The 26,630-nt window shown below is 71.4% G+C and carries 19 protein-coding genes and 2 pseudogenes; 12 read left to right on the top strand and 9 right to left on the bottom strand.

Going from position 1 to position 26,630, the window contains the following annotated elements:
• The 5 genes from ACF1G2_RS29670 to ACF1G2_RS29650 form a co-directional block, all read right to left on the bottom strand.
• The coding region (locus tag ACF1G2_RS29670; RefSeq protein WP_391801241.1) for a beta-ketoacyl synthase N-terminal-like domain-containing protein at nt 1-4,107 on the bottom strand (4,107 nt) is incomplete at its 3' end.
• On the bottom strand, nt 4,104-5,090 hold the full coding sequence (locus ACF1G2_RS29665) for a thioesterase domain-containing protein (protein ID WP_391801240.1): 987 nt from the start codon (nt 5,088-5,090) through the stop codon (nt 4,104-4,106). The genes ACF1G2_RS29670 and ACF1G2_RS29665, both read right to left, overlap by 4 nt.
• Nucleotides 5,074-5,340 carry an acyl carrier protein gene (locus tag ACF1G2_RS29660; RefSeq protein WP_071369419.1) on the bottom strand — a complete coding sequence of 89 codons (267 nt, stop codon included), beginning with the start codon at nt 5,338-5,340 and terminating at the stop codon, nt 5,074-5,076. The genes ACF1G2_RS29665 and ACF1G2_RS29660 overlap by 17 nt, the downstream gene beginning before the upstream one ends.
• A 796-nt stretch (nt 5,341-6,136) precedes the next feature.
• The gene (locus tag ACF1G2_RS29655; protein ID WP_391801239.1) at nt 6,137-6,919 is read right to left on the bottom strand and encodes a sirohydrochlorin chelatase; all 783 of its coding nucleotides are present in this window, start codon (nt 6,917-6,919) and stop codon (nt 6,137-6,139) included.
• Nucleotides 6,920-7,199: 280 nt separating this feature from the next.
• On the bottom strand, nt 7,200-8,021 hold the full coding sequence (locus tag ACF1G2_RS29650; RefSeq protein WP_391801238.1) for a BTAD domain-containing putative transcriptional regulator: 822 nt from the start codon (nt 8,019-8,021) through the stop codon (nt 7,200-7,202).
• A gap of 218 nt (nt 8,022-8,239) precedes the next feature.
• On the opposite strand from ACF1G2_RS29650, the gene ACF1G2_RS29645 reads away from it, so the two are divergent.
• Both ACF1G2_RS29645 and ACF1G2_RS29640 read left to right on the top strand, forming a co-directional pair.
• Nucleotides 8,240-9,028 carry a BTAD domain-containing putative transcriptional regulator gene (locus tag ACF1G2_RS29645; RefSeq protein WP_391801237.1) on the top strand — a complete coding sequence of 263 codons (789 nt, stop codon included), beginning with the start codon at nt 8,240-8,242 and terminating at the stop codon, nt 9,026-9,028.
• A gap of 74 nt (nt 9,029-9,102) precedes the next feature.
• A complete protein-coding gene (locus ACF1G2_RS29640; RefSeq protein ID WP_391801236.1) occupies nt 9,103-9,864 on the top strand; it encodes a MerR family transcriptional regulator in 762 nt (253 codons plus the stop codon).
• A gap of 33 nt (nt 9,865-9,897) precedes the next feature.
• On the opposite strand, the pseudogene ACF1G2_RS29635 reads toward ACF1G2_RS29640, so the two are convergent.
• A pseudogene (locus ACF1G2_RS29635) lies at nt 9,898-10,221 on the bottom strand (enolase C-terminal domain-like protein); the annotation flags it as partial.
• A 375-nt stretch (nt 10,222-10,596) separates the two neighbouring features.
• Here ACF1G2_RS29635 and ACF1G2_RS29630 point away from each other — a divergent pair.
• The 4 genes and pseudogenes from ACF1G2_RS29630 to fxlM form a co-directional block, all read left to right on the top strand.
• Nucleotides 10,597-11,505 (top strand): hypothetical protein, encoded by a 909-nt coding sequence (locus ACF1G2_RS29630; protein WP_391801235.1) that lies wholly within the window; start codon nt 10,597-10,599, stop codon nt 11,503-11,505.
• A gap of 296 nt (nt 11,506-11,801) precedes the next feature.
• Nucleotides 11,802-12,218, top strand: coding sequence for a hypothetical protein (locus ACF1G2_RS29625; RefSeq protein ID WP_391801234.1), 417 nt, complete (start codon nt 11,802-11,804; stop codon nt 12,216-12,218).
• The gene (locus ACF1G2_RS29620; protein ID WP_391801233.1) at nt 12,215-16,120 is read left to right on the top strand and encodes an AAA domain-containing protein; all 3,906 of its coding nucleotides are present in this window, start codon (nt 12,215-12,217) and stop codon (nt 16,118-16,120) included. The genes ACF1G2_RS29625 and ACF1G2_RS29620 overlap by 4 nt, the downstream gene beginning before the upstream one ends.
• Nucleotides 16,121-16,151: 31 nt before the next feature.
• A pseudogene (gene fxlM, locus ACF1G2_RS29615) lies at nt 16,152-17,930 on the top strand (methyltransferase, FxLD system); the annotation flags it as partial.
• 109 nt (nt 17,931-18,039) lie between these two features.
• Here fxlM and ACF1G2_RS29610 read toward each other — a convergent pair.
• Complete coding sequence (locus ACF1G2_RS29610) at nt 18,040-18,222, bottom strand: hypothetical protein (protein WP_391801232.1); 183 nt, start codon at nt 18,220-18,222, stop codon at nt 18,040-18,042.
• 36 nt (nt 18,223-18,258) lie between these two features.
• Between ACF1G2_RS29610 and ACF1G2_RS29605 the strand changes: the two genes are divergently transcribed.
• From ACF1G2_RS29605 to ACF1G2_RS29580, 6 genes are all read left to right on the top strand, one after another.
• Nucleotides 18,259-18,516 (top strand): hypothetical protein, encoded by a 258-nt coding sequence (locus tag ACF1G2_RS29605; RefSeq protein ID WP_391801231.1) that lies wholly within the window; start codon nt 18,259-18,261, stop codon nt 18,514-18,516.
• A 241-nt stretch (nt 18,517-18,757) separates the two neighbouring features.
• Nucleotides 18,758-19,003, top strand: coding sequence for a hypothetical protein (locus ACF1G2_RS29600; RefSeq protein ID WP_391801230.1), 246 nt, complete (start codon nt 18,758-18,760; stop codon nt 19,001-19,003).
• A 340-nt stretch (nt 19,004-19,343) separates the two neighbouring features.
• Nucleotides 19,344-21,278: an ATP-binding cassette domain-containing protein gene (locus ACF1G2_RS29595; RefSeq protein ID WP_391801267.1), complete on the top strand. Its 1,935-nt coding sequence runs from the start codon at nt 19,344-19,346 to the stop codon at nt 21,276-21,278.
• 69 nt (nt 21,279-21,347) lie between these two features.
• The gene (locus ACF1G2_RS29590; protein WP_391801229.1) at nt 21,348-22,817 is read left to right on the top strand and encodes an NUDIX domain-containing protein; all 1,470 of its coding nucleotides are present in this window, start codon (nt 21,348-21,350) and stop codon (nt 22,815-22,817) included.
• 88 nt (nt 22,818-22,905) lie between these two features.
• On the top strand, nt 22,906-23,130 hold the full coding sequence (locus ACF1G2_RS29585; RefSeq protein ID WP_391801228.1) for a hypothetical protein: 225 nt from the start codon (nt 22,906-22,908) through the stop codon (nt 23,128-23,130).
• Nucleotides 23,114-24,514: an MFS transporter gene (locus ACF1G2_RS29580; RefSeq protein WP_391801227.1), complete on the top strand. Its 1,401-nt coding sequence runs from the start codon at nt 23,114-23,116 to the stop codon at nt 24,512-24,514. Before ACF1G2_RS29585 ends, ACF1G2_RS29580 begins: the two co-directional genes overlap by 17 nt.
• A gap of 148 nt (nt 24,515-24,662) precedes the next feature.
• On the opposite strand, the gene ACF1G2_RS29575 is transcribed toward ACF1G2_RS29580, so the two are convergent.
• Nucleotides 24,663-25,571: a ribosome-inactivating family protein gene (locus ACF1G2_RS29575; RefSeq protein WP_391801226.1), complete on the bottom strand. Its 909-nt coding sequence runs from the start codon at nt 25,569-25,571 to the stop codon at nt 24,663-24,665.
• A 181-nt stretch (nt 25,572-25,752) separates the two neighbouring features.
• The gene (locus tag ACF1G2_RS29570; RefSeq protein WP_391801225.1) at nt 25,753-26,625 is read right to left on the bottom strand and encodes an alpha/beta hydrolase; all 873 of its coding nucleotides are present in this window, start codon (nt 26,623-26,625) and stop codon (nt 25,753-25,755) included.
• Nucleotides 26,626-26,630: the final 5 nt, after the last annotated feature.

Here is a 26,630-nt window from a genome sequence, read left to right as displayed (position 1 = left end):
ACCGAACCGCTCCTGAATCACCCCCATGATCTCGACACGCTTGATCGAATCAATCCCCAGATCCGACTCCACACCCATGTCGAGCTCCAGCATCTCCACCGGATAACCCGTCTTCTGCGCCACCACCTCCAACAACACCGACCGCACCGTCCCCGCATCCACACCAGCAGACACAGCCGGAACAGAAGCAGCAGCCGAAGCAGGGGCCGCAGCGACAGCAGACGCAGAAGACGCACCCGCCGAACCCGCCACGAAATCGACGATGTCACCGAGAGTCCGCAGCTCCGCAAGCTGCTCAGGACCAGCCGACGACACCACACCGAACCGCTCCTGAATCACCCCCATGATCTCGACACGCTTGATCGAATCAATCCCCAGATCCGACTCCACACCCATGTCGAGCTCCAGCATCTCCGCCGGATAACCCGTCTTCTGCGCCACCACCTCCAACAACACCGACCGCACCGTCTCCACATCCACACCAGCGGACACAGCCGGAACGGAGGCGGCGGCGGGCGCGAGGGCAGCCGGGGCAGGCTCGGGCGCGGGCGCCGGAGCGGGCGCCGGGGCGGGAGCGGCCTCCGGCGCCGGGGCGGCGACCGGCACGGGCGGGGTCCAGCCCGGGGGCAGCGCCGGGAGGACCGGCGGCTCCGGCAGGGCCGGCGCCTCCGCGACGGGCCTCGGCGCGGGCACGGACGGCACGGGGGCGGGACGTGCGGGGGCCGGGGTGGCCGCGCCGCCCATCTCCAGCTGGGCCAGCTGCCGCAGGACGTCGTTGGCGTGCGCGTGGGTGCGCCCGATCGCGAGGCCGTGCTCCTTGACGGAGCTCACACCCGGCAGCACCTGGTCCAACTGCCCCTGATCGGCAGCGCGTTCCAGGATGTGCGTGAGGCGCTCGACGCTCTGCAGCTGGCCGTTGAGGTACTCGTCGTGGAGGGAGAGATGGTCCGAGAGGAGTTCCGTGAAGCGATCACTGGGCATGTGCTCGTTCTCCTGAGCAGGGGGCAGGGCATCCGAAGGGATACGGGCGTTCCCCGCCGCGGTACCGGTGACCGGCGGCGCGGCCCGGGCCGGTTCGGGGAGGGGCTGCTCCGTCGCCCGCACCGGGGCGGCCTGCGGGAGGCTCGGGGCCGGGAGTTCCGCACGTACCACCGCCGCCTCCGCCGGGCGCGCCGCCGGTACGACGGGAGGCGCGGCGGACGGGCTCGGTGCGACGGCGGACGGGCTCGGTGCGACGGCCCCGGTCGCCACGGCGCCCGCGGCGGCCACGGGCACCCGGTAGCCGTTGGACAGGGCGTCCTGGTAGGCGGCCCGGCGCTCCGGGGACACGTAGTTGATGCCGTTGAGCATCAGCGACATGCCCTTGGTGACGACGGGCTCCTCGACGGCGGCGGCGTACCGGTCGGTGACGGCGACCGGGAGGCCGAGCACCGCGAGCCGGGCCACGGACTGCTTGAGGGTGAGGTCGGCGTCCTTGCCGGGTCCGCCGTCGAGGGCGATCGCGGTGTGCGGCCGGTCGCCCAGGATGCGCCCGACGAGCCCCGTGAGGACGGACTGCGGGCCGAACTCGACGAAGACCCGGAAGCCGTCGGCGTACATCTCCTCGACGCGGATCGCGAACTCCACCGGGTTGAGGAGCTGTTCGGCGAGGACCCGGCGGTTGCCGGCGACGTCCGTGCCGTAGGCGGCGCCGGGGCTGTTCGCGTAGACCCGCCCGCGCGGCACACCGATGTCGACGGTGTCGACGACGGCCCGGAAGTCGTCCACGGCGTGGGCGACGAAGGGGGTGTGGAAGGCCGCGGAGACCGGCAGCCGCCGGGCGCGCACCCCGGCGAGGCCGGCGGCCTCGACCAAGCGGTCGACCTCGGCGGTGGCTCCGCCGACCACGATCTGGTCGGGTGCGTTGCGGTTGCAGACCCGCAGGTCCGCGCGGTCCGCGAGGAGTTCGGCGACGCGCTCCTCGGGGGCGAACACGGCGGCCATCGCGCCGGTGTCCTCGGCCGCCTGCCCGGAGGCGGGCGACATGGCCCGACCGCGGGCGCGGGCCAGCTGGTGCAGGGTGTCCTCGTCGTACGCTCCGGCCGCGTACAGGGCGGTCAGTTCGCCGAAGCTGTGGCCGAGGAAGCCCTCGGCCTCGAAGCCGAGTTCGGTGAGGTACCGGAAGTGTCCGGCGGAGAGCGCGCCGATCGCGGGCTGGGCGTAGGCGGTGGCGCGCAGCGCGGCCTCCTGCTCCGCCCGGCCCTCGTCGTCGACGAGCGGCGGCGGGAACGCCACCCGGGACAGCGGGGTGTCCTCACGGAAGTGCCGGTTGGCGCGGTCGAAGGAGGAACGCAGCGGGGGCAGCGCGAGTACGGCGCTCAGCCCCGGGTCGACGTACTGGCTGCCCTGTCCGGCGAAGAGCGCGGCCACCCGGCCCGTCTCGCCGGCGGAGCGCCGGTAGTGGACCCCCTTGGGGTGGGACCAGGCGTCGCGGTCCGCGCGGGCGCGCAGTTCGCCGACGGCGAGTTCGCGCAGCGCGTCGGCCTCGGCCTCGTCGCGGGCCACGAACGCCACCCGGGCGTGCGTCGCGGGGACCGGTCCGCCGGTGGGCGGGGTCTTCGCCGCGAGGGCGTCCGCGAGGGCCTCGGGTCCGGCCGCGTGCCAGAGGTGGACGCGGGCGACCGGGAAGCGTACTTCCAGGTCGTCGCCGTCGCCGTGCTCCTGGAGCACGGCGTGGAAGTTGGTGCCGCCGAAGCCGAACGCGGAGAGCGCCGCCCGCCGCTGCGGGCGCTTCGGGTCGCGGATCCACGGCCGCGTCTTGGTGTTGACGTAGAAGGGGCTGTCCGTGCCGAAGGCCGCGTTGGGCCGGTCCACGTTGATGGTGGGCGGCAGCACCTTGTGGTGCAGCGCGAAGGCGAGCTTGATCATCGAGGCCGCTCCGGCCGCCGCCTTGGTGTGGCCGATCTGGGACTTCACGCTGCCGATGGCGGCGTAGCCCCGCTCGCCCCCGTCCTTGGCGACCACCTCGGTGAGCGCGCTCAGCTCGGTCGCGTCGCCGACCGCCGTGCCGGTGCCGTGCGCCTCGAACAGCTCGATGCTGTCGGGGGCCGCGTCGGCGTCCTGGTAGGCACGGCGCAGCGCCTCCATCTGACCCTCCTTGCGGGGGGCGTAGATGGACTTGAAGCGTCCGTCGCTGGAGGTGCCGAGGCCGCGGATGACCGCGTACACCTGGTTGCCGTCGCGCTCGGCGTCCGCGAGGCGGCGCAGCGCGAGCATGCCGATGCCCTCACCGATCAGCGTCCCGTCGGCCTCGGTGTCGAACGGGCGGATCCGCCCGGACTTGGAGAGCGCGGGCGTCTTGCTGAAGCAGAGGTACATGAAGATCGTGTTCTCGGCGTCGCAGCCGCCGGTCAGCATCGTGTCGGCGCGCCCCTCCAGGAGCTCGCTGACGGCCGTGCGGACCGCGCCGAGCGAGCTGGCGCAGGCGGCGTCGATCGTCATGTTGATGCCGCCGAGGTCGAACCGGTTGGCGATCCGGCCGGCGACGACGTTGCCGAGCATGCCGGGGAAGGAGTTCTCCTCCCATGGGGCGTACGCCATACGGAACTTGGCGGCGATCTCCTCGGCGTCACGCTCGGAGAGTCCGCAGCTCCTGACCACCTCCTTGAGCACGGGGCTCTGGAGGCGGGCGGTGAGGGGCTGGGTCAGCTGGTTGGCGCCCGTGATGCCGAGGACCACGCCGGTGCGCTTCGGGTCGTACCACCCCTGGTCGGAGCCGGCGTCCTTGAGGAGGTCGCGGGTGACCGTGAGGCTCAGCAGCTGGAGCACGTCGGTCACTTCGAGCGTGTTCGGCGGGAGGCCGAACTCGAGGGGGTTGAAGGGCACGTCGGGGATGAAGCCGCCGCGCCGGGCGTAGGTCTTGTCGGGCACCGAGGGGTCGGGGTCGTAGAACTCGTCGACGTCCCAGTGCCCGGCGGGCACGTCGGTGGTGCAGTCGGCCGCGGCCACGACGTTGGCCCAGAACTCCCGTACGTTCTGCGACTTCGGGAAGAGCCCGGACAGGCCGACGATGGCGATGGGGTCCCTGGCCAGTCTGCGGTCGAGCATGCGTTCCTGGAATTCGTTCACTGGGTGTCCCTCCGGGTCGTGACGAGCTGTGGAGGCCGGGCGGCCGGGATCAGACCGGCGATGGCCCGCGAGGCGTCCGGGCGGATCAGCATGGTGTAGTGGTCGCCGGGCACGGAGTGCGCCTCCACCGTGCGATCGGCCAGTTCGGCCCAACCGAGGGTCGGGTCGGAGGGGATCAGGCTGTGCTGGGCCTTGATCTGGGTGAGGGGCACGGTGGCGGGCTGCGGACGGTACGTGGAGGTCAGCCTGTTGTTGCGCAGGAGCCCCGCCATATAGGCGTCGAAGAGCTTCCGGATGCTCTGCACCGGCGTCCCCTCGGGCAGCGCGCCGCACGTCACGGCGGACCGGAGCAGCCGCTCGAGGCCGGCGACGACGTGGTCGGCGCCGACGGTCGAGGTCGGGACCGCGGCGGACGCGGAGTCCGGGGAGACGGGCGGGGCCTGGAAGGGGACCTCCCTGCCGCGCTTGGCGCCGAGGAACATCGCGAACCAGCGCAGGACGATCACGGGGTCGACGTAGTCGTCCTCCGCGTACGTGTACGTCTCCGTCGGCGCGATGCTGTCGAGCAGCACGATGCCGTCCGGCCTCTCCTCCGGCTTCAGACGCTCCGTCATCCCGTGCGCCAGGACTCCGCCGAAGGACCAGCCGACGAAGGTGACGGGCCCGGCCGGACCATCGGCGGCCCCGTGGTGCTCGACGTCGGCGAGGTCCGCGCGGTAGGCGTCGATCAGGATGTCGATCAGGCGGTCGACGGTCAGGTCGGACGCGCCGGGATCCATCGCCGCCTGCAGATAGGCGGGGACCGCGCCGACGTCGAGCACGACGAACCCCGTGTCCTGCGGCAGTGCCCCGGCCAGGTTGGCCCAGGTCACGACCGGCAGGGCGCCGGGGTGGACGGCGTAGACGGTACGGCCACCGGGCGGGGTCGCCCGGTGACGTACCAGCACCTGTGCGGCGGCCGCTCTGCTAGGCCGCGGCGCCACGCTGAGCACTCTCCTCGGCGATGTGTGCCGACAGGGCCTCGATGGTCGGGTGGTACCAGAGCGCCGTCGTGCCCAGCTCGAACCCGAGCCAGTTCTCCATCTCGCCGGCGATGACGAGCGCCTCGGTGCTGTCGAGGTCGAGCTCGTCGAAATACTGTCCGGGAGAAATGCTCGACGGGTCTTCACCCAACCTGTCCGCGATCTTCTGCACAAGCCATTCCTGAACCTCGCCGGCCGTGACCTTGACCATTACCTGTTCCTTTCTAGAACCTGCACGCACCTGCCACCCCGGACGCCGCTGAATTGGGCTTCCGGGGTGCACAGGTCTACGTGAGAGAACAATGAGCGGTCAGGCCTCCGCTCGCAGTTCGAAAGACTAGGGAGAGCGTCACCGATTGTGCAACACACCCTTTGGTAAACGCCTTCCCATTTCCGGTGCGTCGGCCATGGCCGGCGCGGCGGCGACAGCGGCCCGCGACAGCCGGGCCGACCAGGAACGACACGGGGATTCCGCCCCGCGCACCCACGTTCCGCACCCTGCCGTGCGCAGTCGAACCGGCGGAAACAGCCTTGGCGACCCCATCGAGCCTGGTCCGAAGCTCTTTCCGGATGTCAGCGGCGCGTCAGAGGCCGCTCAGCGCGCCGTCCGGGCGGTTTCGTACGATGGGAAAGGGCGCAGGGAATTCCATGAAGAATTAACCTCGCCCTCACATACTTTGAATCACCCGCCGGACAGGCCGTGCACCAGTCGGCGCGGGCATGTCCCGGTAATTCGGTCGCGCCCTGTCACATGCGATGACGGCTTCGGTGACATCCGAGGGTCCGACAAGTAAATAATTCCGGCCGCGCCTGCCCGCCACCCATGGGAATAGACCTGAATGAATTCCGCCCGATAACTAGGGACACGGCGTGTCCTCGGCTCGCCACGGGGAACTGCGGGACCGGCCCCTTAAGCCTGCCGACAAGCGGCGCATTCTTCCGGGCGAGAACGCGTGCCGCCTGCCGGTGAAGGTACGGACGAGCGCACGGCCTCGGAGGCGTACGCCTCACCCGGCGACCGCCCCCACCCCCCGCTCGACGACGAGCCGTACGAGCTCCGGGGCGGCGCCAAGCGGCGCGGCCAGGACGTCCGCCCCGGCCTCCGCCGCCTCGGCGGCGATCCTGTCGGGAAGGAGCCCGGGGGCGAGGACGTACGGGGCGACGGCCACCCGCCGCGCCCCTCGGGCGCGCAGCTCCCGCACGGCCTCGCCGGGGCGACGGCCGGGACCGGTGACGTACGCGGGAAGGACCTCGCGCCGCCCGGCCCGCCGCAGCGCTCGCGCGACGGCGGCGACGGACGCGCGGGCGCCGGCGTCGCGCGAACCGGTCGCGGCGACGACGACACCGGTCGAGTCCCGTCCGGGGGCCCCCGCCCCGGCTTCCGCGAGCCGCCGTTCGAGCGCGGCGACGAGCAGGGGCGATCCGCCCAGGACGTCGGTGGTGTGCACGGGCACGCCCCGGTCTCCGGCCAGGGCCGCGGGGAGGTCCGTCGTGGCGTGGTAGGCGCGGGAGAGCAGGAGGGGAACGACGACGACCCGGTCGGCGCCTGCGGCGACGGCGGCGCCCAGCGCGTCGGCGACACCCGGCCGGTCGAACTCGAGGAACGCGATCCCGGTCCGCAGGCCGGCGAGGGACCGGACACCGTCGGCGAGGGTGCGCAGGGTCGCCGCGTGCCGGGGGTCGCGGCTGCCGTGGGCCACGAGGAGCAGAGCCGTCCCGTCCGGCCCCGCCACCCGTGCGGTGGGCCGGGCGTACGGTCCGTGCGGGGCGAGCATGCGACCGGCGGGCATCCGCCACCTCCTGGGTCCCCGTACGACGGGAGCTTCCGCCGCGCCCGGCACGCTAGGCCAGGCCGGTCACACGCCACTGACGGTGCGCTGACCCGCCGGCGGCGGAGCCCGGACGGACGCGGTACGGCGGAGGGGACGACGGAACGGCGAAACGGACCGGTGGCACCACCGGTCCGTCTCCGGGTGCCGACTGCACGCGCCCGCCACGGCGTCCACGATCGCGTGCACGATCACACGCACGGACGCGGGTGCAAAGACGGGGAGAGGCGGAGTCGGAGGTTCAGGCGCTGCGCAGTTGGCCGAAGGGCGACTCTCCCCGTACGACGGCGCCCCCGTTTCCGGCCACGTCGAGGGTGAGGGTGGGGTCCCGGCGGAGCATGCGCTGATGCGCGTCGCGGACGGCCTCGGACGGTTCGAGCCCCAGCTCCGTCACGAGGCGGGTGTGCAGCCTCCGGTACGTCTCCAGGGCCTGCCAGATCCGCCCGACCTGATACTGGGTGACCATCAGCTGAAGATGGAACCGCTCGTGCATCGGGTAGCGGGCCGTCAGTTCCGTGAGCCTGCTGAGGACTTCGGCGGTGTGCCCCGAGGCCAGGTCGACGGCGACGCAGGTCTCCAGGACGCTGAGGCACGACTCCTCGAGCCGCAGCGTCTCGACCTTGAGCGGCGGGCCCTGGGCGACGTCCGAGAGGGCGTTGCCCCGCCAGAGCGAGATGGCCTGGTTCAGGAGCTCGGAGGCGCGCGGGTGGTCGCCGCGGCGCGCCGCCGCCAGACCGGCCGCGGCCAGGCTCTCGTGCTCCAGCGCGTCCACGTACCCGGGACGGATGTTGAGGACGTATCCGCCGTGCGTGGTCGCGAGGATCTCCTTGACCCGGCACTCCGTCCCGCTCTTGACGCCGGCGGCGGTGATCGCGCGGCGCAACTGCATCATGTACGTCTGCAACGTCGCCTGGGCGCTGCGCGGTGGGCTGTCGCCCCACAATTCGTCGATCAGCTCCCACATCGGCACCGTGTGCCCTGCCCGCAGTGCCAGCAGGGCCAGCACCTGCCGGTGCTTGGCGGCGCTCGGTGTCCACGTCGTACCGCCCAGATCAGCGGTCAACGTACCCAACAACTTGATCTCCACTGAGCCAACTCCCCCCCGACCAGTAAGCACTTCGATGCTGGCAGGGACGATCAAATTCCAGTAGTGATCCGGTCACCAATAGGCCGTGAACGGCAACGTGATCGCTTTGGCTGAATCTCGACTCCAGCGAAAGCCCAGAGGGGCATCAGACGCGTCTCAAGTACCGGCAACCGGGGCCGTGTGAGGCTTCCCCCATGAGATTCACCATCCTCGGACCGGTCGGAATCGTCACGAACAACGAGTTGACCCCTGTCGCCGGTCACCGGCAGCGCATCCTCCTCGCCTCCCTGCTCCTGGCGGACGGACGGCTCCTCACCAACGAGCAGCTCTACAACGAGCTCTGGGGCGACGATCCGCCCCACACGGCCCACAACGCCCTCCAGGCCCAGGTGTCCCGCCTCCGCCGCACGCTCGGCCGGCTGTCCGACTCCTCCGACGAGACCCCGCCCGTGGTCACCCACTCGGCCGGCTACGTCCTGAAGGTCGATCCGAGCGCCGTCGACATGCACACCTTCCGGTGTCGCACCACGGAGGCCCGGCGCGTCGCCGCCACCGACCCGGGACGCGCCGTCGACCTCCTGGACTCCGCCCTGGCCCTCTGGCGCGGCAAGCCCCTCCAGGACGTCGGCAACAGCCCGCTCTGCCACAGCATGGCCGTCCAGCTGGAGGAGGAGTACCTCACCGCCCAGGAGACCCGCCTGGAACTCAAGCTCCACTGCGGCCGCACGGAGGAGGCCATCGGGGAACTCCGCGCGATCAGCGTGGTCCACCCGTGGCGCGAGAAGATCACCGAGATGCTGATGCTCTCCCTCTACCACGTCGGCCGCCGCGCCGAGGCGCTGGAGACGTACCACAGCGCCCGCCGCCAGCTCACCGACCACCTGGGCATCGAGCCCTCCCGCCGCCTGAAGGACACGCTCCGCGTGATCCTCCACGAGGAGCCCACCCCCACCCCCCGCTCGAGGCCGGTCCTGGTCCGCTGACCCGCGGGGCCCGGGCGCCGGCTCGGGCCCTGGGCTTGACCTTCGAGTCGGGTCGAAGGTCTACCGTCGAAGACATGGCGACCTACCGCATCTCGCAGCTCGCCGCACGCTCCGGTGTCCCGGCGACCACGCTGCGCTTCTACGAGACCGCCGGTCTGCTGCCGGCGGAGCGGACCGCGTCCGGGTACCGGGTGTACGACGACGAAGCCGTGGACCGGCTGGCCTTCATCACCTCGGCGAAACTCCTCGGCCTGGCCCTCTACGAGATCCGCGAGCTCCTCGACGTACGCGAGGAGGGTGTGTGCGCATCCGTACGGGCACGGCTGCTGCCCCTGGTCACGAGCCGGATCCGGGACACGGACGACCGGGTCGCGGACCTGCGCGCCTTCTCGGACCGGCTGACCGGCGCCCGGACGACCCTGTCCGGCCCCGCCCCGGCGGGAGCGTGCGGCCCGGACTGCGGCTGCACGCGGACCGGCCCGCCGGAGTCCCCGCAGCACGAGGCATGGCGGCACACCCCCGTCATGTGCACCCTGGACGGCCCGGCCCTGGACGAACGCACCGGGCGATGGCGAGACCTCGTCGCGAAGGCCCACCACCAGGAGCGGACCGAAGACGGCGTACGCCTCTCCTTCCCACCCCACGAGGACCTCGCCGCCCGCATGGCCGCCCTGGCCACAGCCGAACAGAGCTGCTGCCCCTTCTTCGACTTCACCCTGCACCTGACCCCGTCATCGCTCCAACTCACCGTCCGCGCACCGGAGGACGCGGACGGCATGCTGAGCGAGCTGTTCGCCTGGTCGAGGACAGGGCCGGCGGGCAGCACGGCGGGCTAGAGCGCGATCCACTCGTGGAGACGGTGACCTCCTTCAGTCGGGAAGCGGCTCCGTGCCGAGGCCCGAGCCGACCGGAACGTCGAGGTGTCCGTCCGCGAGGACGAACGGCTCCGTGATGTCGGTGGCGAAGTAGCGGTGGGCGCCCGAGGTGTCGCCGGGGAGGGTGAAGCCGGGAAGCGCCGCGAGGGCGGGGTTGGCGGCGCGGACGATGCCGGTCTCCGGCATGCCGCCGCACCAGACCGGGACACCGTGGGCGCGGGCGATGTCGTGGATGCGGCAGGCTTCGAGGTAGCCGCCGACACGGGCCGGCTTGATGTTGATGACGGAGCAGGCGCCCAGCGCGATGGCCGCGGCGGCGGACATGTCCAGGAGGGTGTCGCCGAAGTCCTTGAGCACCCGGCTGAGGCTTCGGGCGGGGCGCATCGACATGTGCCTGACCATCTCCGCAGGCTAGGACGTGCACAGCCCTGCGAGGCGGTACGCCTGCACGACTGGTGCCCCTCTTCGTTCCATCGTACGAAGAGGGGCACCAGGGTTCCGCTGACGGGCGACAGCGACCTCGGCGAGGGCGTCGGTCGGGTAGACCGTCGGACCGGGATGTTCGCGCCTCGGCCACCTGTCCGAGCACAGCGGGCTACGCGCAGAGGCCGACAGCCTGCCCCCGAGAAGATCCCTGTCGCAGGACTCGGGGAGAGCCTGTGCCAGATTCAAGTCGCGAGACACCCTTTCAATATGACCGAAATGCCCAATGAAGTCCATCTAGCGCTCACTGGTCGCATCACGTTCGAGCAGGACATCAATGTGGCCCAGGGCGCGCAGGTAATCGCCATCATCCAGACCCCGATGGGTCTCACCCCTGCCACTCCTGGACCCGAGCCGCCCGGTTCGATCCCCGAACTCGCCGTGGCAGGAGAGAGCAGCATCCGGGAGCTTCCTTCCCGCAGCGAGCCCGCGCGGGAGTCGCTGCCGGAAAGTCCCCGCCAGGCACTCGACGCGTCCGGTGCCAAGACCATCCCGGAGAAGATCACCGCCTTCGCCGCCTATCTGACTGTCGTGGAGGACCGCGAGACGTTCAGCCACCAGGATCTTCGAAGGCTCTTCGAGCGGGCACGCGAGCGCATCCCGACCCACTTCTCGCGGGAGTTCGACAAGGCAATACGGGCAGGTTGGATCCACGAGGGCATGGAGAAGGGGGCGTACTACCTCTCGGATTCCCTTCGGAACCTTCTCGAAGACGGCTACGCGAGCCACCGGGGCAGGCGCACCCGGAAATCACCAGCGTCATCAACCACCACGCGTGGCAACGCGCGACGAAAAACACGCGCCCTGACGGTGCCCGACGACTTCTCCGAGGTCGATCACATCCCGGCGGCCATCGACGGGATGCTGCCCTACCAGCAGGTTGTCCTCAAGCGGGACCGACTCCTGTGGGCCATCAAGCTCGCGAAGGATCTGGGGGTTCCCGCACTCAAGGCCGCCGACGTCACCTGGCTCACCGACAAACTCGGCGACGCCATCCTCTCCCGTGACGTCACCGCGCACTTCAAGGGACTACAGCGCGATGGCCTCGCCAACCGATCGGTGATCGACAACGCCATGAGGATCACGGAAAGGGGCGAGGAGCACCTGTCCGCCCTCTGATCTCACACATGGGTAACCGCGGCTCGGAGCCGTTCGTCTTTCTGATTCACGACGCGGCGGGCGCCTCCAAGCCGACGAACGACCAACCCCAGTACCGCTCATGGAGCTGCCGTCCCGGCTCTGGCGGGTGAGCGGTGGCGCCGCGTGTCGGGGCGCCACCGCACGGGCGGAGTTGACCGATTCAGGCCAATGACCAGCGGATTTCAGGAAAGTGGCGGGTTCTCCGACAGGGGTCTTCGATACGCTCGCCCGTCCGTGAATCCGTTGCACGGGGCAGACCTGGGGGGACGAAGAACGTGAGTACCACCGATCCGGCAGCCGTCGGCCACCGCATCGCCATCGTCGACGAGGACCCGCTGCGCGCCCGGCGCGAAGCGCGTGAGCTGCTTGCCGCCCTCGCCGAGACAGATCCGCGGGCCGCGCTCGACACCCCGCGTCCCCAGCCCGAGGACGCCTCCCTCAAGGGCGGCCCGGTCACCGACCTGATCGGGCTGGTCTTCGGTGGCGGCTCGCTCGTCGCCGCCGGTGTCCAGGTCTGGCTGGCCCGCGTACCGCAGCGGACCATCGTCATCACCCGGGCGGACGGGGCGACGCTCCGTGTCTCCGGCAAGGAGGCCCGGGCCGACAGCGAGCTGATCGACCGGTTCCTCGCCGGCCGTGCGGCCGAGGACGGGCGCGAGGACGGCCGCGAGGCGGGGCCGGGCGCACAGTGAGCGACAACGACCGGTACGCCATGCTCGTCGGCGTATCCACGTACGACAACGACCACTACCCCGATCTGCCGCCCGTCCGGGCCGACCTCCACTACATGCGGGCGGTGCTGGAGAGCACCGAGATCGGCATGTACAACGACTGCGCCATGGTCGCCGAGCCGACCCGCGCCGAAATGCTGCACGCCGTCGAACAGTTCCTGGAGGAGCGGCAGTCCAGTGAGACCGCCCTCCTCTACTTCAGCGGGCACGGTCAGTTCTGCGAGGCCGACGGGCAGCTGTACTTCCTGACCCGGGACGCCGACCCGGCCGACCTGCCGGGCACCGCGGTGCCGGCCGAGTTCCTGGAGCGGATGCTCCAGTCATGCCGGGCCTCGTCCAAGCTCGTACTGCTGGACTGCTGCTCCAGCGGGTCCGTCGTCCAAGGGTGGACCTCCAAGGGCGGTGCGGACCCCGGCGACCGGCCGGCGCCCAGCACGCTCCTGCACCCGACCGGCGTGTATTTCATCACCGCCTCCGACGCCCTCCAGGCCGCATCCGCGATGGCGCCGGAGGGGTCCTCCCTCGGTACCTCGCGGTTCACCGGAGAGATCGTGGAGGGATTGCGGAGCGGGCGGATCAAGGAGAGCGGCTGGATCACCCCGGACGACCTGTTCGAGTACCTGACAGCGCAGATGGTGATCAAGGGTGTTCCGGATGACCAGCAGCCGACCAAGTCCACGATCCGGGCGACTCGTTCGCTGCCTTTCGCCCGCTCGGTCGCTCGTCCGGTCCGGCTGCCCGACGCGCCGCGCGACGCAGCCCAGGACGCCGCTCGGTCCGGGGTCTCCCCCACTCTGCTGAAGGCGCGGCAGCTGGTCGCGCAGGACGCCGGGGAAGGCATCGACGCGCAGCGGCTGCTGCGCTACTACGCGCACTGCCTCGGCGCCCAGGCGGCGTCCGGCATGCTCCCCGACCGCGATGGCGGCCGGGGCTCCGCCTACTTCCTGCTGGGCCAGGGCCCTGAGACGATCCAGTCCGGGCTCGGGCACTCCTTCCCCGCCCCCGGGCAGTTGCCCAAGCCGAAGAGCACGGGTACCCAGGCCGACGGGGCCGGACTCCAGGAGTACTGGTACGGGTATCCCGCGATCACCCTTCCCGAACGCGGCGGGGACGGCCGTCGGCGGGCGGCCGTGCGGATCGCGCCGCTGCTGATCCAGCCCATGGAGCTCACCCCGGACGAGAACGGCCGTGACCGGCTGCGTCCGAGCGGGGTCCCGTCCCTGCACACCGGTGTGATCACCGAGCTGCTGTCCGACGACGAGGGCGCCGAGCTGCTGGCCCGCTGGCAGCCCAGCTGGCAGGAGGGCAACGGCACTCAGATGGTCAAGGCGGTACGGGAGCTCCTGACCGAGCTCGGCGTTCCGGAGCTGGAGCCCCTCGACCTCTCGTCGCTCAGCGAGCGGTCGGTGATGGACTCGCTGCGGCCCGGTGCCCACAACGCCGCGGTCCTGCTCGCTCCTTGCGGCATGGAGCGGGTTGCCACCGAGGGCCTGGTCGACAACCTGCTCCAGATGTCCACGCGCGCCGGCCAGATCGCGGGTACCGCGCTGGGCGCCCTCCTGACCGGCGGCGGCGACACCGGTGAGGGGACAGGTCGTGGCACGGCGACCGTGACGGTGGTGTCCCCCGGCCCGTGCAACGAGAGCCAGGAGCAGGTGATCTCCTCCGCGATGACTCACCGGCTCACCGTCGCGACCGGCCCGCCCGGTACCGGCAAGAGCGAGGTGGTGACGGCCGTCGTCGCGACCGCCGTCGCCGCCGGGCAGTCCGTACTCGTCGCGTCCACGAACAACGAGGCCGTCAATGTCGTGGCCGAGCGGTGCGACGAGATCTCGCCCGGCCTGCTCATGCGGACCGGAAACGTGGAGGCCCGGGAACGGGAGGCCGAGAAGCTGGCCGGACTGCTGGCCGGGCCGGTCGCGGCTCCGGCCCGGGGAGCCAGGACCGTCGCCGGTGAACTGCGCACCCGCCACGCGCAGACGGCCACGCTACGGTCCGAGGCGGCAGGACGGATCGGTGAGGAGGCGCGCCTGCTGGAGCTGGTCCGTGAGCGGGCCCGGCAGGCGGACGGGCTCGCACTGCCCGTCCGCCTTCTGGAGGGCGTCTGGGCAGCGCGGGAGCCGGCTGCGCTCGCCCGCTGGGAGGAGCGCGCCCGGAGGGCCGCCCGAGCCGGGTGGCTGACCTTCGGCAGGTGGCGCCGAGGGCAGGCTCTCGCAGCCCTCGTGGGTTCGTCCGGCGGCGGGTCCGAGACCTCGTGGCCGGACTGGGCCGCGGAGCGCCCTGCCCCACCCGACCTGCTGCTCGCCCTCGCGGAGACCGTGGCCGTGGAGCGGGCCCTGCGGGAGCTCGTACCGGAACATCTGGCCTGGGACGAGGAGGCGCTGAAGCGGGCCCTGCTGGAGGGCGCCGCGGCGTCCACCGCAACCTCGGCGGAGCTGGCACAGGCCGTGGCGGCCGAGGGCATGGTGCGGGGCCGGTCCCTGATGAACCAGCGGCTTCAGGCGCTGCGTCGGCGCTCGGGTTTCCAGAAGAGCCAGCGCAATCTGATGGCGCACCTGAAGGCGTGGGGCATCAGCACGCACTCGGTGCGCCAGCTCGAACTCACCCCGAAGCTCTTCGACCTCGTGGTGATCGACGAGGCGAGCCAGTGCTCGATCCCGTCGGTGCTGCCGCTGCTGTTCCGGGCGGAGCGGGCGCTGATCATCGGCGACCCGATGCAGCTCGGGCACATTCCCGGGATCAGTCCGGAGCAGGAGCGGCAGGCACGGGTGCGGGCGGGTCTGACCGCCGCGCAGCTGGAGGACCACCGGCTGGCCTACCACGTGCATGCCTCGTACCACGCGGCGGCGCAGCACGGTGAGGCGGCGCTGCTGCTCGACGAGCACTACCGGTGCCATCCGCAGATCGCGGACGTGGTCAACGGCTACTGCTACGCGGGCCAGTTGCAGGTCCTCACCGATGTCCGCAGGCAGGTCCCGCCGGTCGATCCGGCGGGGGCGGCCGATCCGGCGGGGGCGGCCGATCCGGCTCCGGTGCTCGGCTGGGTGGACGTTCCGTACGGCGAGTCGGCGGCCGGCAGCGGCGGGCGGTCCTGGCGCAACCAGTCCGAGGCGGACCAGGTGCGGCGGACGGTGGACGAGCTGCTGGCACGGCTGCCCGGGGACGCCACGGTCGGGGTGGTGACCCCCTTCCGCGCGCAGAAGGAGGCGCTGGCCCGGTTCTGGGCCGGTGACGACCGGGTACGGGTCGGTACGGTGCACGCCTTCCAGGGCGGTCAACGCGACGTCATGGTCCTGAGCCCGGTGGCGACGGAGAACACCCCGCCGAAGACGACGCACTGGGTGGCGAGCCAGGTCAACCTCTGGAACGTCGCGGTCACCCGGGCGAAGTCGCAGCTGATCACGGTGGGGAGTCATCGTTTCTGGCAGGCACAGGCGGGGCTGCCGGCCCTGCTCGCGGAGCGCTCGACGGTGCTGCACGGGGCGGGCTCCGCAGATCAGGACACGGTCGCCGGTCCCGCGGCGCCTCCGGCTCTCCGCGAGGAGCTCGCCGACCGGCTCCAGGAGTACCTCGGTGCCCGTGGCATCACGGACCTGGAACGCGCGGCGGTGGTCGGCGGGCACATGGTGGACCTCCTGTTCACGGTGGGCGGGGAGAACACGGCGGTGCTCATCGACACGGGCCCCCTCCCCGGGCAGGATCCTGCCCGCCATCTGCGGCTCGCCCACGCGCGCGGTGACCTGCTGATGGGGCTGCCGTCCGGCGGCCGGGGAGCGAAGTCGGCACCGGTGACCCGGACGATCCGGCTGCCGGCCTGGCGGGTACCGGCCGGGGAGGCGATGCTGGATCCGCTCTTCGCCTGACCGCTCCCACGTGCGGGGCGGTGAAGTCCCGCACGATGTCTTCCACGAGGACAGCCGCCACCTCCTCGTCTACCAGCCCAGCCCCGGCCTCCTGGACCGGGCGGAGATGGCCGTCCTGCTGCTGAGCAGCATGATGCGCGCCGCGAAACTCGACCGGTTCGAGCAGGGCGACGTGTAGAGCAAGGCCGCCGCCCTACGCCCCGGCACCGCCGCCCCAGCCCCCGAGCGGTCCGCGATCCTGCTGCCGGCGATGCGGAAGCTGATGACCACCGATGCGCGCAGCCTGTGCCGGGCCGGCGGACCGCTGGACGGCCACGCGCAGTGGATCGCCGCCTTCGAAAGGGCGGGCACGGCCCTCGCCCACCTCGCAGCGCAGGGCGAACTGACCCGCGGCCTGCGCGCCGTCATCACCCACCACGTGATCTTCCACGCCAACCGGGCCGGCCTGCCCTCCGCAGACCAGCACACCCTGTTCCACATCGCACGAGAGGCAGTCATGGGATCGAGCCACAACACCGCGTCCGCAGCGGCGAACACCCCGGCCGCCGATAGCGTCAGCGCGGTGAACACCGACACGCTCACCACGCCCGACGCCGACGCCGAACGCCTGCGCAACGCGCTGGTCGACCAGATCAAGGCCGAAGGCCACGCCTGCACCCCCGCCGTCGAGGATGCCCTGCGCACCGTCCCGAGGCACCGGTTCGTCCCCGACGCGCCGCTCACCGACGCCTACGCCAACGCGCCGGTGAACATCAAGTACGACACCGACGGCACATCGATCTCCTGCGCCTCCCAGCCCAGCGTCGTCGCCCTCATGCTCGACCAGCTCCAGGCCCAACCGGGCGAGCGGATCCTCGAAATCGGCGCCGGCACCGGCTACAACGCCGCCCTGATCGGCCACCTCGTCGGCCCCGACGGACACGTCACCACCATCGACGTCGACGACGACCTCGTCGAAGGCGCCCGCGCCCACCTCGCCGGCACCGGCTTCACCAACGTCCAGGCCCTGACCCGCGACGGCGCCCTCGGCCACGCCGAGGGAGCACCCTACGACCGGATCATCGCCACCGTCGGCGCACACGGCGTCCCGCACGCCTGGCTCGAACAGCTCGCCCCCGGTGGCCGGATCGTCACCCCCCAGCGCCTCAAGGGCAGCGTCTCGCGCTCCATCGTCTACCAGGAGCGCGACGGCCGCTGGATCTCGTCCGGCTCGCAGATGAACACCTTCATCCCGCTGCGGCGCGGCATCGCCGACGACGACCGCCGCGTCATCCCTCTCTCCGCGCAGAGCACCGTGCGCCTCCAGGCCCCCGCCGGACAGCAGATCGACGCCGACGCCGTCGCCGGCGTCCTGGAGCAGCCGCGGACCGAGCAGTGGACCGGGATGAAGGTCCACGCCATGGAAAGCCCGGAGTGGATGGAGCTCTTCGTCTCCTGCTCCCTGCCCTCCGGCCTGATCCGCATGCTGTTCCCCCAGACCGTCAAGGGCACCGTGCTCACCGAGGACCCCTACCCCTCCTCCACGGCCGCCGTGGACAAGGGCGCGCTCACCTACCTCACCCGGCGCCTGCTGGACGAGAAGACCCCCGAGGGAGGCAAGCTCTGGGAGTTCGGCGTCATCGGCCACGGCCCCGGCAGCGAGGAACTGGTGGCCAAGGTCGCCGACGCCATCCGCACCTGGGACCGCGAGTACCGCGGCAGGGAAGCCGCCTTCGAGCTCCTGCCGCTCGACGCGCCCCCCATCGGCCGGCGACCCGGCACGTTCGTCCTCGACACCCCGCTCAACCGCGTCCTCGTCACCTGGCAGTAGCCCCCGGTGCGGGGCCCGCTGCCAGTCGGCGGGCCCCGCACCTTCCCTCGCCTTCCCTTCCCCGGGAGTCCCCACGGGCCGTACGCCCCCATAGCCCGGCGCTTCCCCCTCATCTCCCGCTTCCGCCGCCTGCCTGCCACTCCCACAGCGCGTCCGCGCCCTGGTCGAGCTCTCCGCCACAGCGCAGACGAAGGCGGACCAGGGTCTGGCGTCCGCGGTCTACAACCACGCCGCGCTCCTCGCCTCCGACCTCGGCCTGCCCGACCTCGCCCGCAAGTGGTGCCACCAGCACGCCGCCGCCTACCTCCACGCCACCCCCCTCCCCGGCATGACCGCGATCCGAGCCCTCGAACCCGTCGTCAACCTCGCCCGCCTCCAGATCCGCGCCGGCAACACCGACGACGGCCGCCACCGCCTCCTCACCCTCTTCGACGCCGTCAGCAACGCCGCCCCCGCCCAGTTCGAGGGCGTCCGCATCCCCGCAGAGCTGAGCACCCGCGACACCGACCGCAACGAAGTACCCGCCTGGCTGTGGCGGGTGATCCTGGCCGACAGCACCCGCACCCTGACCACCGCCGGCCGCTGACCGAGGCCCTGGCCCACATCGAGAAACACCACGGCCTCGGACTGCGGATGCTGGACGGCCGACAGGTCGCTGTACTCGCCGCCCTCCACGGCGACCCCGACCACGCCACCGGCCTCGTCGCCCAGACGACACCCGGAGAGCCCTGGGAGAACGCCGTCACCTCCTGCCTGGCCGTGATGTGCCACCGAGCGCCGCCCACCGAGCGAGGCCGGCCATCGGCAGTCAGGCACCGCCTGATGTCTTGCCCCCCGCTGCCGGCGGACCCACCCGCTACCGCGATCTCCCCGGCGTCGTCTTCTCCAAGTCCACGCTTCGCCGCACCGCATTCGGCCCCGGCCGCTACCGGAGCACCGATCGGCGCGGCAACGGCCTCTCCACCGTGCGCGGGATCACCCACCTCACCAGGGTCCGCATCAGCCCAGGTCAACAACACGCCCTGCCCCAGGCCCTGGTGGCCGTACTCGACATCACAGTCGAAGGCGACTGAAAGGGCATCGATCGCGAGCTTCCGTCACCCGCCTACGGCCGCGGCGCCCGACAGTCGGCGTTTCGGCCAATCCGCCCCGACCGGGTGCTCTTGCGCGGCAAGGGTCGGTGCACCGTGCAGCTTCGGAGAACCGCTCAACCCCGGGAAAGGAAACCCGTCCGAAAGCGCATGTGTTCGAAATCGCGGCGGCGTCGTTGAACACGCCGACACCACCATCACGTCCACGAGGGGGAACACGTTGACGAAAGCCGAACCAGCCAGCGACGAGACGAAGAACCCGCCGAAGGCCCCAGTCCCGGACGGCATCTCCGATGCCGAGCGGGAGCTGTACGGCGGTCGGCTGCGTTACGACCAGTCCTATGTCCGGCATGAAGGCCCGCTCACCCGGCTGAAGTTCGGGCACATGGCGGCCGCGCTCCCCCGCATGGTGGGCATGGTGCTGCGCACCGGCTGGCAGACGGACCGGCGAGCGCTCGCCGGGGTCGTGGCGGCGCAGCTCGGGCAGGGCGTGACGGCCGGGTGGGGGCTGGTGGCGGTCAACAGCGTTCTCACGCAGCTGTTCGCCGACGGCCCGACCGCGGACAAGCTCCGAGACGCTGTGCCGTCGCTGGCAGTGCTCGCGGTCGCGGCGGTGGCGACCGCGCTGCTGTCGGCGTGGTCGACGGCGATGTCGGGACGGTTGGAGCCGCAGGTGGAGCGGGCGGTCTCCGCCCGGTACTACACGGCCGTCATCGGTGTGGAGGTGGAGGCGACCGAGCGGCCGGAGGTCCAGCGGATCCTGGAGGCGGGGAAGTTCGGCACCGACTCCGCCCGCAGCATGCTCCGGCTGTCGGTCGGCGTGGGCAACGTGGTAATCGGCATGGCGGCGGCCGCGGTCGTGCTGGCGTCGCTGCATTGGATCCTGCTGCCGATGCTGCTGGCGATCGCCCTGCCCAAGGGGTGGGGTGCGGTCCGCTCCGCGCGCCGTGACTACATCTCGCGCCTGAACTGGGTCGACCACCGGCGGGCGATCGCGTCCCTGCTGGCCTATCTGACCCGCCCGCACGCCGCCGGAGAGATCCGCGTACACGCCGCCGGTACCAAGCTGCTGTCCAGCTACGAGGAGATGTCGAGGCAGACGGAGGCTGAGCAGCGGCGCCTCGCCCGCGCCCAGGCATCCACGGACCTGGTGGCCGGTGCGTTCGCCGGTGTGGCGTCGCTCGCCTGCTACGGGGTCCTGTGGTGGCTGCTGGCCGGCGGTGGTCTGCCGCTCGCCGTCGGCGGGACCGCTGTGATCGCCATCCGTACCTCGACGGCGCGTCTCACGTCGCTGGTGCAGCAGGTCAACCGGCTGTATGAGGAGCTGCTGTTCCTCACCGACACAGAGGACGCCATCAAGGTGGCGGGGGAGAACGCCATTCCGAGCACGGGAACGCCGCTGCCCGTGCCGGTGCGGGAGGTGTGGACGGACGCGGTGTCGTTCACCTATCCGGGAGCCGACTCCCCTGCCCTGAAGGGCGTGAGCGTGCGGGTCCCCCGGGGGAAGGTGACGGCCCTGGTGGGTGCGAACGGCTCGGGGAAGACCACCTTGACGAAGGTGCTGGCCGGGTTGTTCCTTCCGACGGAAGGAAGCGTGTGGTGGGAGGGCGGATCGGGTCGGCCGGTTGAGCTCCGCGAGGCGGACCGTGCCCAGGTGTTCGCCGCGGTCGGGGTGCTGGCGCAGGACTTCCCGCGCTGGGAGATGACGGCGGCCGCGAACGTGGCCATCGGGATCGGCGACCGTCCCCGGGACATGGACCGCGTCCGCCAGGCCGCCAGGGAGGCGGGTGTGCTTGGCCTGATCGAGGGTCTGCCGCACGGCTGGGACTCGATCGTGTTCAAGGGCTTCGAACGCGGTGTCCAGCTCTCGGGCGGACAGTGGCAGAAGCTGGGGGACGCTCGAAATCGGTACCGGAAGGCGCCTTTCCTGCTGGTCGACGAGCCCACCAGCGCCCTCGATCCACACGCGGAGATCGCCTCGTTCCAGGGGCTGTGGTCCCTGGCCGAGGAGGGGCACGCGGTCGTGCTGGTCACCCACCGGCTCGCCGCGACCATGAACGCCGACCACATCTACGTCCTCGACCAGGGGCGCGTCGTCGAAGACGGCACCCACGAGGACCTGATGGCCCGCGAAGGCGGCCTGTACCAGGGCATGTTCACCGCCCAAGCCGCTCAGTACGGACTCGCGCCAGTGCCCGACATGCTTCCCGGTCCCCGCGGCATCCAGCCGTCCGACCACGACGAGACGGCGAGCTGACCCACCAGCTCGACCTCCACAAGATCGGCCCTCAGCACCGCCCCCTACGTCGAAGGCGAGACGACGCTCATGCCACCCAGCTCCTCCGCGATCCGTAAGACCGTCGAGGCGTACCTTGGCCGCCACCCTGACGAGCGTGACGCCCTGGCCGGGCTCCTCGCCGCCCTGGACCGGCCCGTCGACATGACCGCTCGCACGACACTGCCCGGGCACGTCACCTGCAGCGCCGTCGTCATCGACCGCCAGAGCCGGGTCCTGCACATCCGGCACCGGGCCACCGGTGGCCTCATGCTCACCCCCGGCGGCCACGTCGAGCCCGAGGACCGCACACTGCTCGCCGCGGCGCTGCGCGAGGTGTCTGAGGAGGCGAGCATCGCGCCGGGCGCCCTGTGCCTGACCCGGCAGACGCTCGGCTCTCCGATCGACATCGACGTCCACGACATCGACGCCGACCCGTCCAAGGGCGAACCGGCCCGCCAGCACTACGACTTCCGCTACGTGTTCTACCTCGCCGGACGCGAGCCGCCGACGATCAGCCTGCAGGACGAGGAGGTGTCCGGCGCCACGTGGCTCGCCCTGCCGGAGGTCACCTCGCCGACGCTGCGCGCGAAACTCCTCCAGGCGCGGCTGGACGGGCAGCCGGAACCGGTGAACGCGTCCGCGCTGATCCACGACGGCCACGGCCGCTACCTGCTCCATCTACGCGACCACAGGCCCGGCATCATCTGGCAGTCAGGGGCGTTCGCCCTTCTCGGCGGCGGCCGCACTCACGACGATCAGAACCTTGAGGGCACCCTCCGGCGTGAGCTGTCCGAGAAAGTCCCCGACCTCCGCCTGGAGGACCTGGAGCCGTACGCGGTGGAGACGGCCACCAGCGTCGACGGCCTCAGCGTCCCGATCCAGGTGTTCACCGGCCGCTGGCGCGGCACCCCCGACCGGCTCCGACTCCACGAAGGCGTGCTGCTGCGCTGGTTCACCCCCGACCAGCTGGACCGACTGCGCCTGAGCCCTGCGACCCGAGACCTCGTTCTCCAGCACGCGGCCGAGAACCCCCTGGACGGCAAGCCGGCCGTAGCGCCTCCCCATGGGGACGGAGGCAGCCAGGCCGTGCTGAACGGCATCGGCGTCCACCTCCACCTGGAGGACGACGCCGGCCAGGTGCTGCTGGGCCTGCGCCACCCCGAATCCCGCTACGCCGGCGACACCTGGCACTACCTGGCCGGGCGGTGCGAACAGGAGTCCGCCACCGCGTGCCTGATCCGCGAGGCTTGGGAAGAAGCGGGTCTCGTCATCGACCCCGCGGACGTGGAGCTGGCGCACGTCGTACACGTCGTGGACACCCCGGGCGGACTGCCGTTGATGCAGCTCGTTTTCCGGGCCCGCCGCTGGAAGGGCACCCCCGAGGTCCGCGAGCCCGACAAGTGCGTGACCTGGCGGTGGTGGCCGCCGCACGAGCTCCCGGACCAGCTCGTCCCCTTTACCCGGACGGCCATCGCCGGCATCGCCGAAGGCCGCGCCTACTCGCAGCTGGGCTGGTGAACGGCGTGAGCACACTCACCGGGAACGGGCCCGGGCGGCGGGCACGGACCCAGGCCGTCCGGGGGCTGACCCCGCCGGGGGTGCCGAGATGAGTGCCGATCCCGAGCTTCCGGCCGAGGACCTCCTCGCCGTGCCGCGCGTCGCCGCCGGCTACCTGGCCTGCTCGGTCTATCCCCTGTCCGAGCCGCTGAACGACCCCGCCTCGGTCACTCCGGCCCTGGAGGCGTACGGACGCGCCCGGCACAAGGCCGCGGCGGTGCTGTGGGAGCGCATGGAGGAAGCCGAGGAGGTACTCCGTGACGTCCTGCACTGAGCCCCCCTCCACACCCAACTCCCGCACGCCGCTGTGGCGGCACCGCGACTTCCGCCGGTACCTGACCGGCCAGGCCGCGAGCGTGGCCGGCAGCTCGATCACCCAGATGGCCCTGCCTGTGCTGGCCGTGCTCCACCTGGACGCCACAACCGCCCAGGTCGCCCTGCTGACGTTCCTCGGGCAGCTCCCTCCCGCGCTGCTCGCCCTGCACGCCGGCGCACTCGCCGACCGGCGCTCCAAGCGCCGGCAGATGATCACCGGTGACCTGATCAGTGCCGCGGTGCTCACCACCGTGCCGGTGGCGGCCGCGCTGGGCACGCTGACCCTGACGCACCTCATGCTCGTCGCCGTGGTGCAGGGAGCGGCGAGCGTGCTGCACGACGCGGCGGCCATCAGCCTCCTGCCCAGCCTCGTCGACCGGTCCTTGATCCAGCGGAGCAACAGCCGTGTGGGAGCGCTGTTCGCGATCGCCGCGACCGCCGGGAGCCACCTCGGCGCCGCGCTGACCGCGGTGCTCGGCCCCGCCCGGGCCCTGCTCGGCGACGTCGCCTTCTTCCTGATCAGCGCCGGATGCACCGCCCGCATCCAGGCCCGAGAACCCGTCCGGGCCCGCCCGAAGACGCTCCGGCTGCGCGAGGAGATCGGCGAGGGCCTGCGGTACGTGCACGGCGATGACCGGCTTCTGACCCTGACCCTGGTCAACGCCACCACCTCATTCGCGCTCGGGCTGCTCAACACCCTGTGGGCGCTGTACCTGCTGCGGACTCTGGCGATGAGCGCGACCGCGTTCGGGGTGGTTCTCGGCCTGGGCGCTCTGGGCGCGGCCGCCGGGGCACTGACCGCCCCGGCTCTCGCCCGCCGGTGGGGCCCGGGGCCGATGATGCTCACCGCGCTCGCGATCACCCCCATGACCCAGCTCCCGCTGCTGCTCGCCTCTCCCGGCCTTCGCTGGCAGATCGCGATCGGAGCGGCGCTGTTCCTGCAGCTCGCGTGCGCCGGTGCCGCGGGCACCACCCAGCGATCGATCCGTCAGATCATCACCAAGGCCGGGATGCAGGCGCGGATGCAGGCCGTGAGCACGTGGCTGACGGCCGGCGCCCGCCCCGTGGCCGCGCTGCTCGCCGGCGGTCTGGGCACGTGGATCGGCGTGCGGCCCACCCTGATCGCCGGGACCTTCCTGCTGCTCGTCCCTCTCGTGGTCCTCGCCCGCTCCCCGCTGCGCGCGCTGCGGCAGATGCCGGACCCGCCTCCCGCCCTGCCCGGGACAGGCGACGATCCCGTGCCGTCGCCGCTCGCACCGCGGACGGCTCCTCCGGCCGTGCCCAGGCCCGCCTGCACGGAAGACGCCCGTCACGACCGCTCGCTCGGAGGAGATGCCACGTGAAAGAGAACGGCGATCACGCTGATCATCCTGAGGAACCCGGGGTCTTGAAAGGGAGTTGCGGGAGCGGCTGCGTGAGCGTCGCGCTCATCCCGGACGGCGAGGGCCTGACCAAGGCGGCGCTCTGCTCGCCGGCACCCGGCGCCCGGCGTCAGCCGTCGCGCTTGTGCCCGTTGAGCTGGATGTACCCCAGGTTCGCGATGAGCGCCGCGACCGTCGGGTAGTACCTGCTGTAGCCAGGGGCGCCGACGGTGAAACCCTCCCCGGCGGGGTTGCGGAGCTGCCTGTACACCCAGATGGAGAGGTGAGTCCAGGTGGTCTCGAGGTCCGCACCGAACCGGCCGATCGGGGTCGACGTGCGGTTCCTGATGTTCTGCCGTACCACGTCGAAGATGTACCCGAAACGGGCCGCCTCGGCGGTCGCGCCGATGATGTCCACGAGGTAGGAACCGACGGTCTGCTGGCCGGCTTCCGTACCGAGGAGTTGCTGTGTGTTGCGCAGCGTCAGCAGCGCGTTCTGGAGGTTCTGCGGGGTGAGCTGCCGCTCCCCGCGGGAACTGCCGCTGGGCAGGTTGGCGTAGCTTCCGTTCCAGGGGAGGCGATCGGCCCGTACGCCCAGGACACGGTTGAACGCGTCGGGATAGCCGTCGGGGAACACGTAGTGCTGGTTGCCCGTGCCGTTGGGCTGCCCGGGCTGGTAGAACCCTGCGAGATAGAGGGTGTTGGCCCAGTAGTACAGGGAGACCACGTGCTGCCCGGAGTAACTCACCCTGATCTGGATCAGCCGGTTGAGGGTGGTCGTGGTCTCGTCCAGCACCTGGTAGAAGTCGTGACCGCTGATCCGGTGCACCTGGTCGATCATGTTCCAGTACCGGTCGTGCTGCCCCTGGCCGCCGTGCTCGAGACCGCTGATGTCCCAGTCGACGACCGTGAGCGGCCGGTCCGGATCGGCATGGGCGGCGGGCGCTGCCACGCCCAGCACGCCCACCGACATGGCGAGCGCCACGAGGAGGCCCGCAACACGCCGGGCAGTTCGTTGGTACAGATTCGCGTTGAGCACGCGGAGCTCCTTGTCGTTCCACTGATTGCCCCGCCGGTGACTCCGGCTGAGGAGCGTTCGAGGACGGCATCCTGTGGCATGGCCATGGAGTGCCGTGGGTGGTGCTAAGCCGTGTTACGAAAGTCCCGCCTGCCCCGCAGGGCCCGCCCTTCGGGCGGACGGCGCACTCTCGCAACACGCCCTAGGCGGCGGGGTCGACGAACCGCCGGATGAAGGTGAGGGCGGTGTCGGCGACTTCGCGCCAGCCGTGGTCGATGGTGAGGGCGTGGCCGCGGCCGGGGATCTCGGTGATCTCGGTGATCGCGTGCGCGTTGTGGGCCTGCTTCTTGTAGGAGGCGTTGGCGATGGCCCAGGGGACGGTGTGGTCCTTCTCCCCGGAGATGATCAGGAGGGGGCCGCGATCTGCGGCGGTGGTGTCGACCTTGACCTCGGTCCAGGGGTTGATGTTGGCGGCGGCAGCTTGGAACAGGGGCTCGCCGGAGGCCGGCACGGCGAAAGTGTCGTACAGCTCGCGGGCCTCCTCCTCGCTGACGGCGTTGGCGAAGGAGTAGCGGAACTGCTCGTAGGTCAGAGGGACGGCCCGGTGGTAGTTGGCCGGGTTGCCGAGGACGGCGCTCGCGGCGCGCAGCGAGGACAGGGGCAGCGGCAGTACGCCGCGGAAGGGGGCCGGGTCGATGGCGACCGAAGCCCGGGACAGGCCTCGCCCGGCGGTGATCTGGGTGATGAGGCCGCCGAAGGAGTGGCCGACGACCACAGGGGTGCGGTCCAGTTTGCCGATCAGGTCGCAGAAGTGGTCGGCGACCTGTCCGACGCTCTTGCCGGCGAACACCTCGGGATGTGCGTTGGCCTCGCCGACCGTCTCCGGGTCGTCCGGCCAGCCAGGCAGGAGGGGCGCGAAGCCGGCCTCCTCGAAGACGGCAGCCCACCGCTCCCAACTGGTGGGCAGCAGCCACAGCCCGTGGATGAACACCACCGGGACGCGGCCGGTGGCGTTGGCCCGTTCGATCGCGGCGAGATCGCGGGCGTAGGACGGTCTGGACGACGACGTGCTCATGATGG

Source organism: Streptomyces sp. NPDC013457 (genome assembly GCF_043089925.1).
GTDB lineage: Bacteria > Actinomycetota > Actinomycetes > Streptomycetales > Streptomycetaceae > Streptomyces.
The sequence above is the reverse complement of the archived record's forward strand: the minus strand, read 5'-3'. Positions and strand labels throughout refer to the sequence as shown.

What these genes read in the sequence shown, in the direction of transcription:
- ACF1G2_RS29660 (WP_071369419.1), bottom strand. Translation starts at nt 5,340, where the DNA reads ATGGTCAAGGTCACGGCCGGCGAGGTTCAGGAATGGCTTGTGCAGAAG.
- ACF1G2_RS29655 (WP_391801239.1), bottom strand. Translation starts at nt 6,919, where the DNA reads ATGCCCGCCGGTCGCATGCTCGCCCCGCACGGACCGTACGCCCGGCCC.
- ACF1G2_RS29645 (WP_391801237.1), top strand. Translation starts at nt 8,240, where the DNA reads ATGAGATTCACCATCCTCGGACCGGTCGGAATCGTCACGAACAACGAG.
- ACF1G2_RS29640 (WP_391801236.1), top strand. Translation starts at nt 9,103, where the DNA reads ATGGCGACCTACCGCATCTCGCAGCTCGCCGCACGCTCCGGTGTCCCG.
- ACF1G2_RS29630 (WP_391801235.1), top strand. Translation starts at nt 10,597, where the DNA reads ATGACCGAAATGCCCAATGAAGTCCATCTAGCGCTCACTGGTCGCATC.
- ACF1G2_RS29605 (WP_391801231.1), top strand. Translation starts at nt 18,259, where the DNA reads ATGACCGCGATCCGAGCCCTCGAACCCGTCGTCAACCTCGCCCGCCTC.
- ACF1G2_RS29590 (WP_391801229.1), top strand. Translation starts at nt 21,348, where the DNA reads ATGCCACCCAGCTCCTCCGCGATCCGTAAGACCGTCGAGGCGTACCTT.
- ACF1G2_RS29585 (WP_391801228.1), top strand. Translation starts at nt 22,906, where the DNA reads ATGAGTGCCGATCCCGAGCTTCCGGCCGAGGACCTCCTCGCCGTGCCG.
- ACF1G2_RS29570 (WP_391801225.1), bottom strand. Translation starts at nt 26,625, where the DNA reads ATGAGCACGTCGTCGTCCAGACCGTCCTACGCCCGCGATCTCGCCGCG.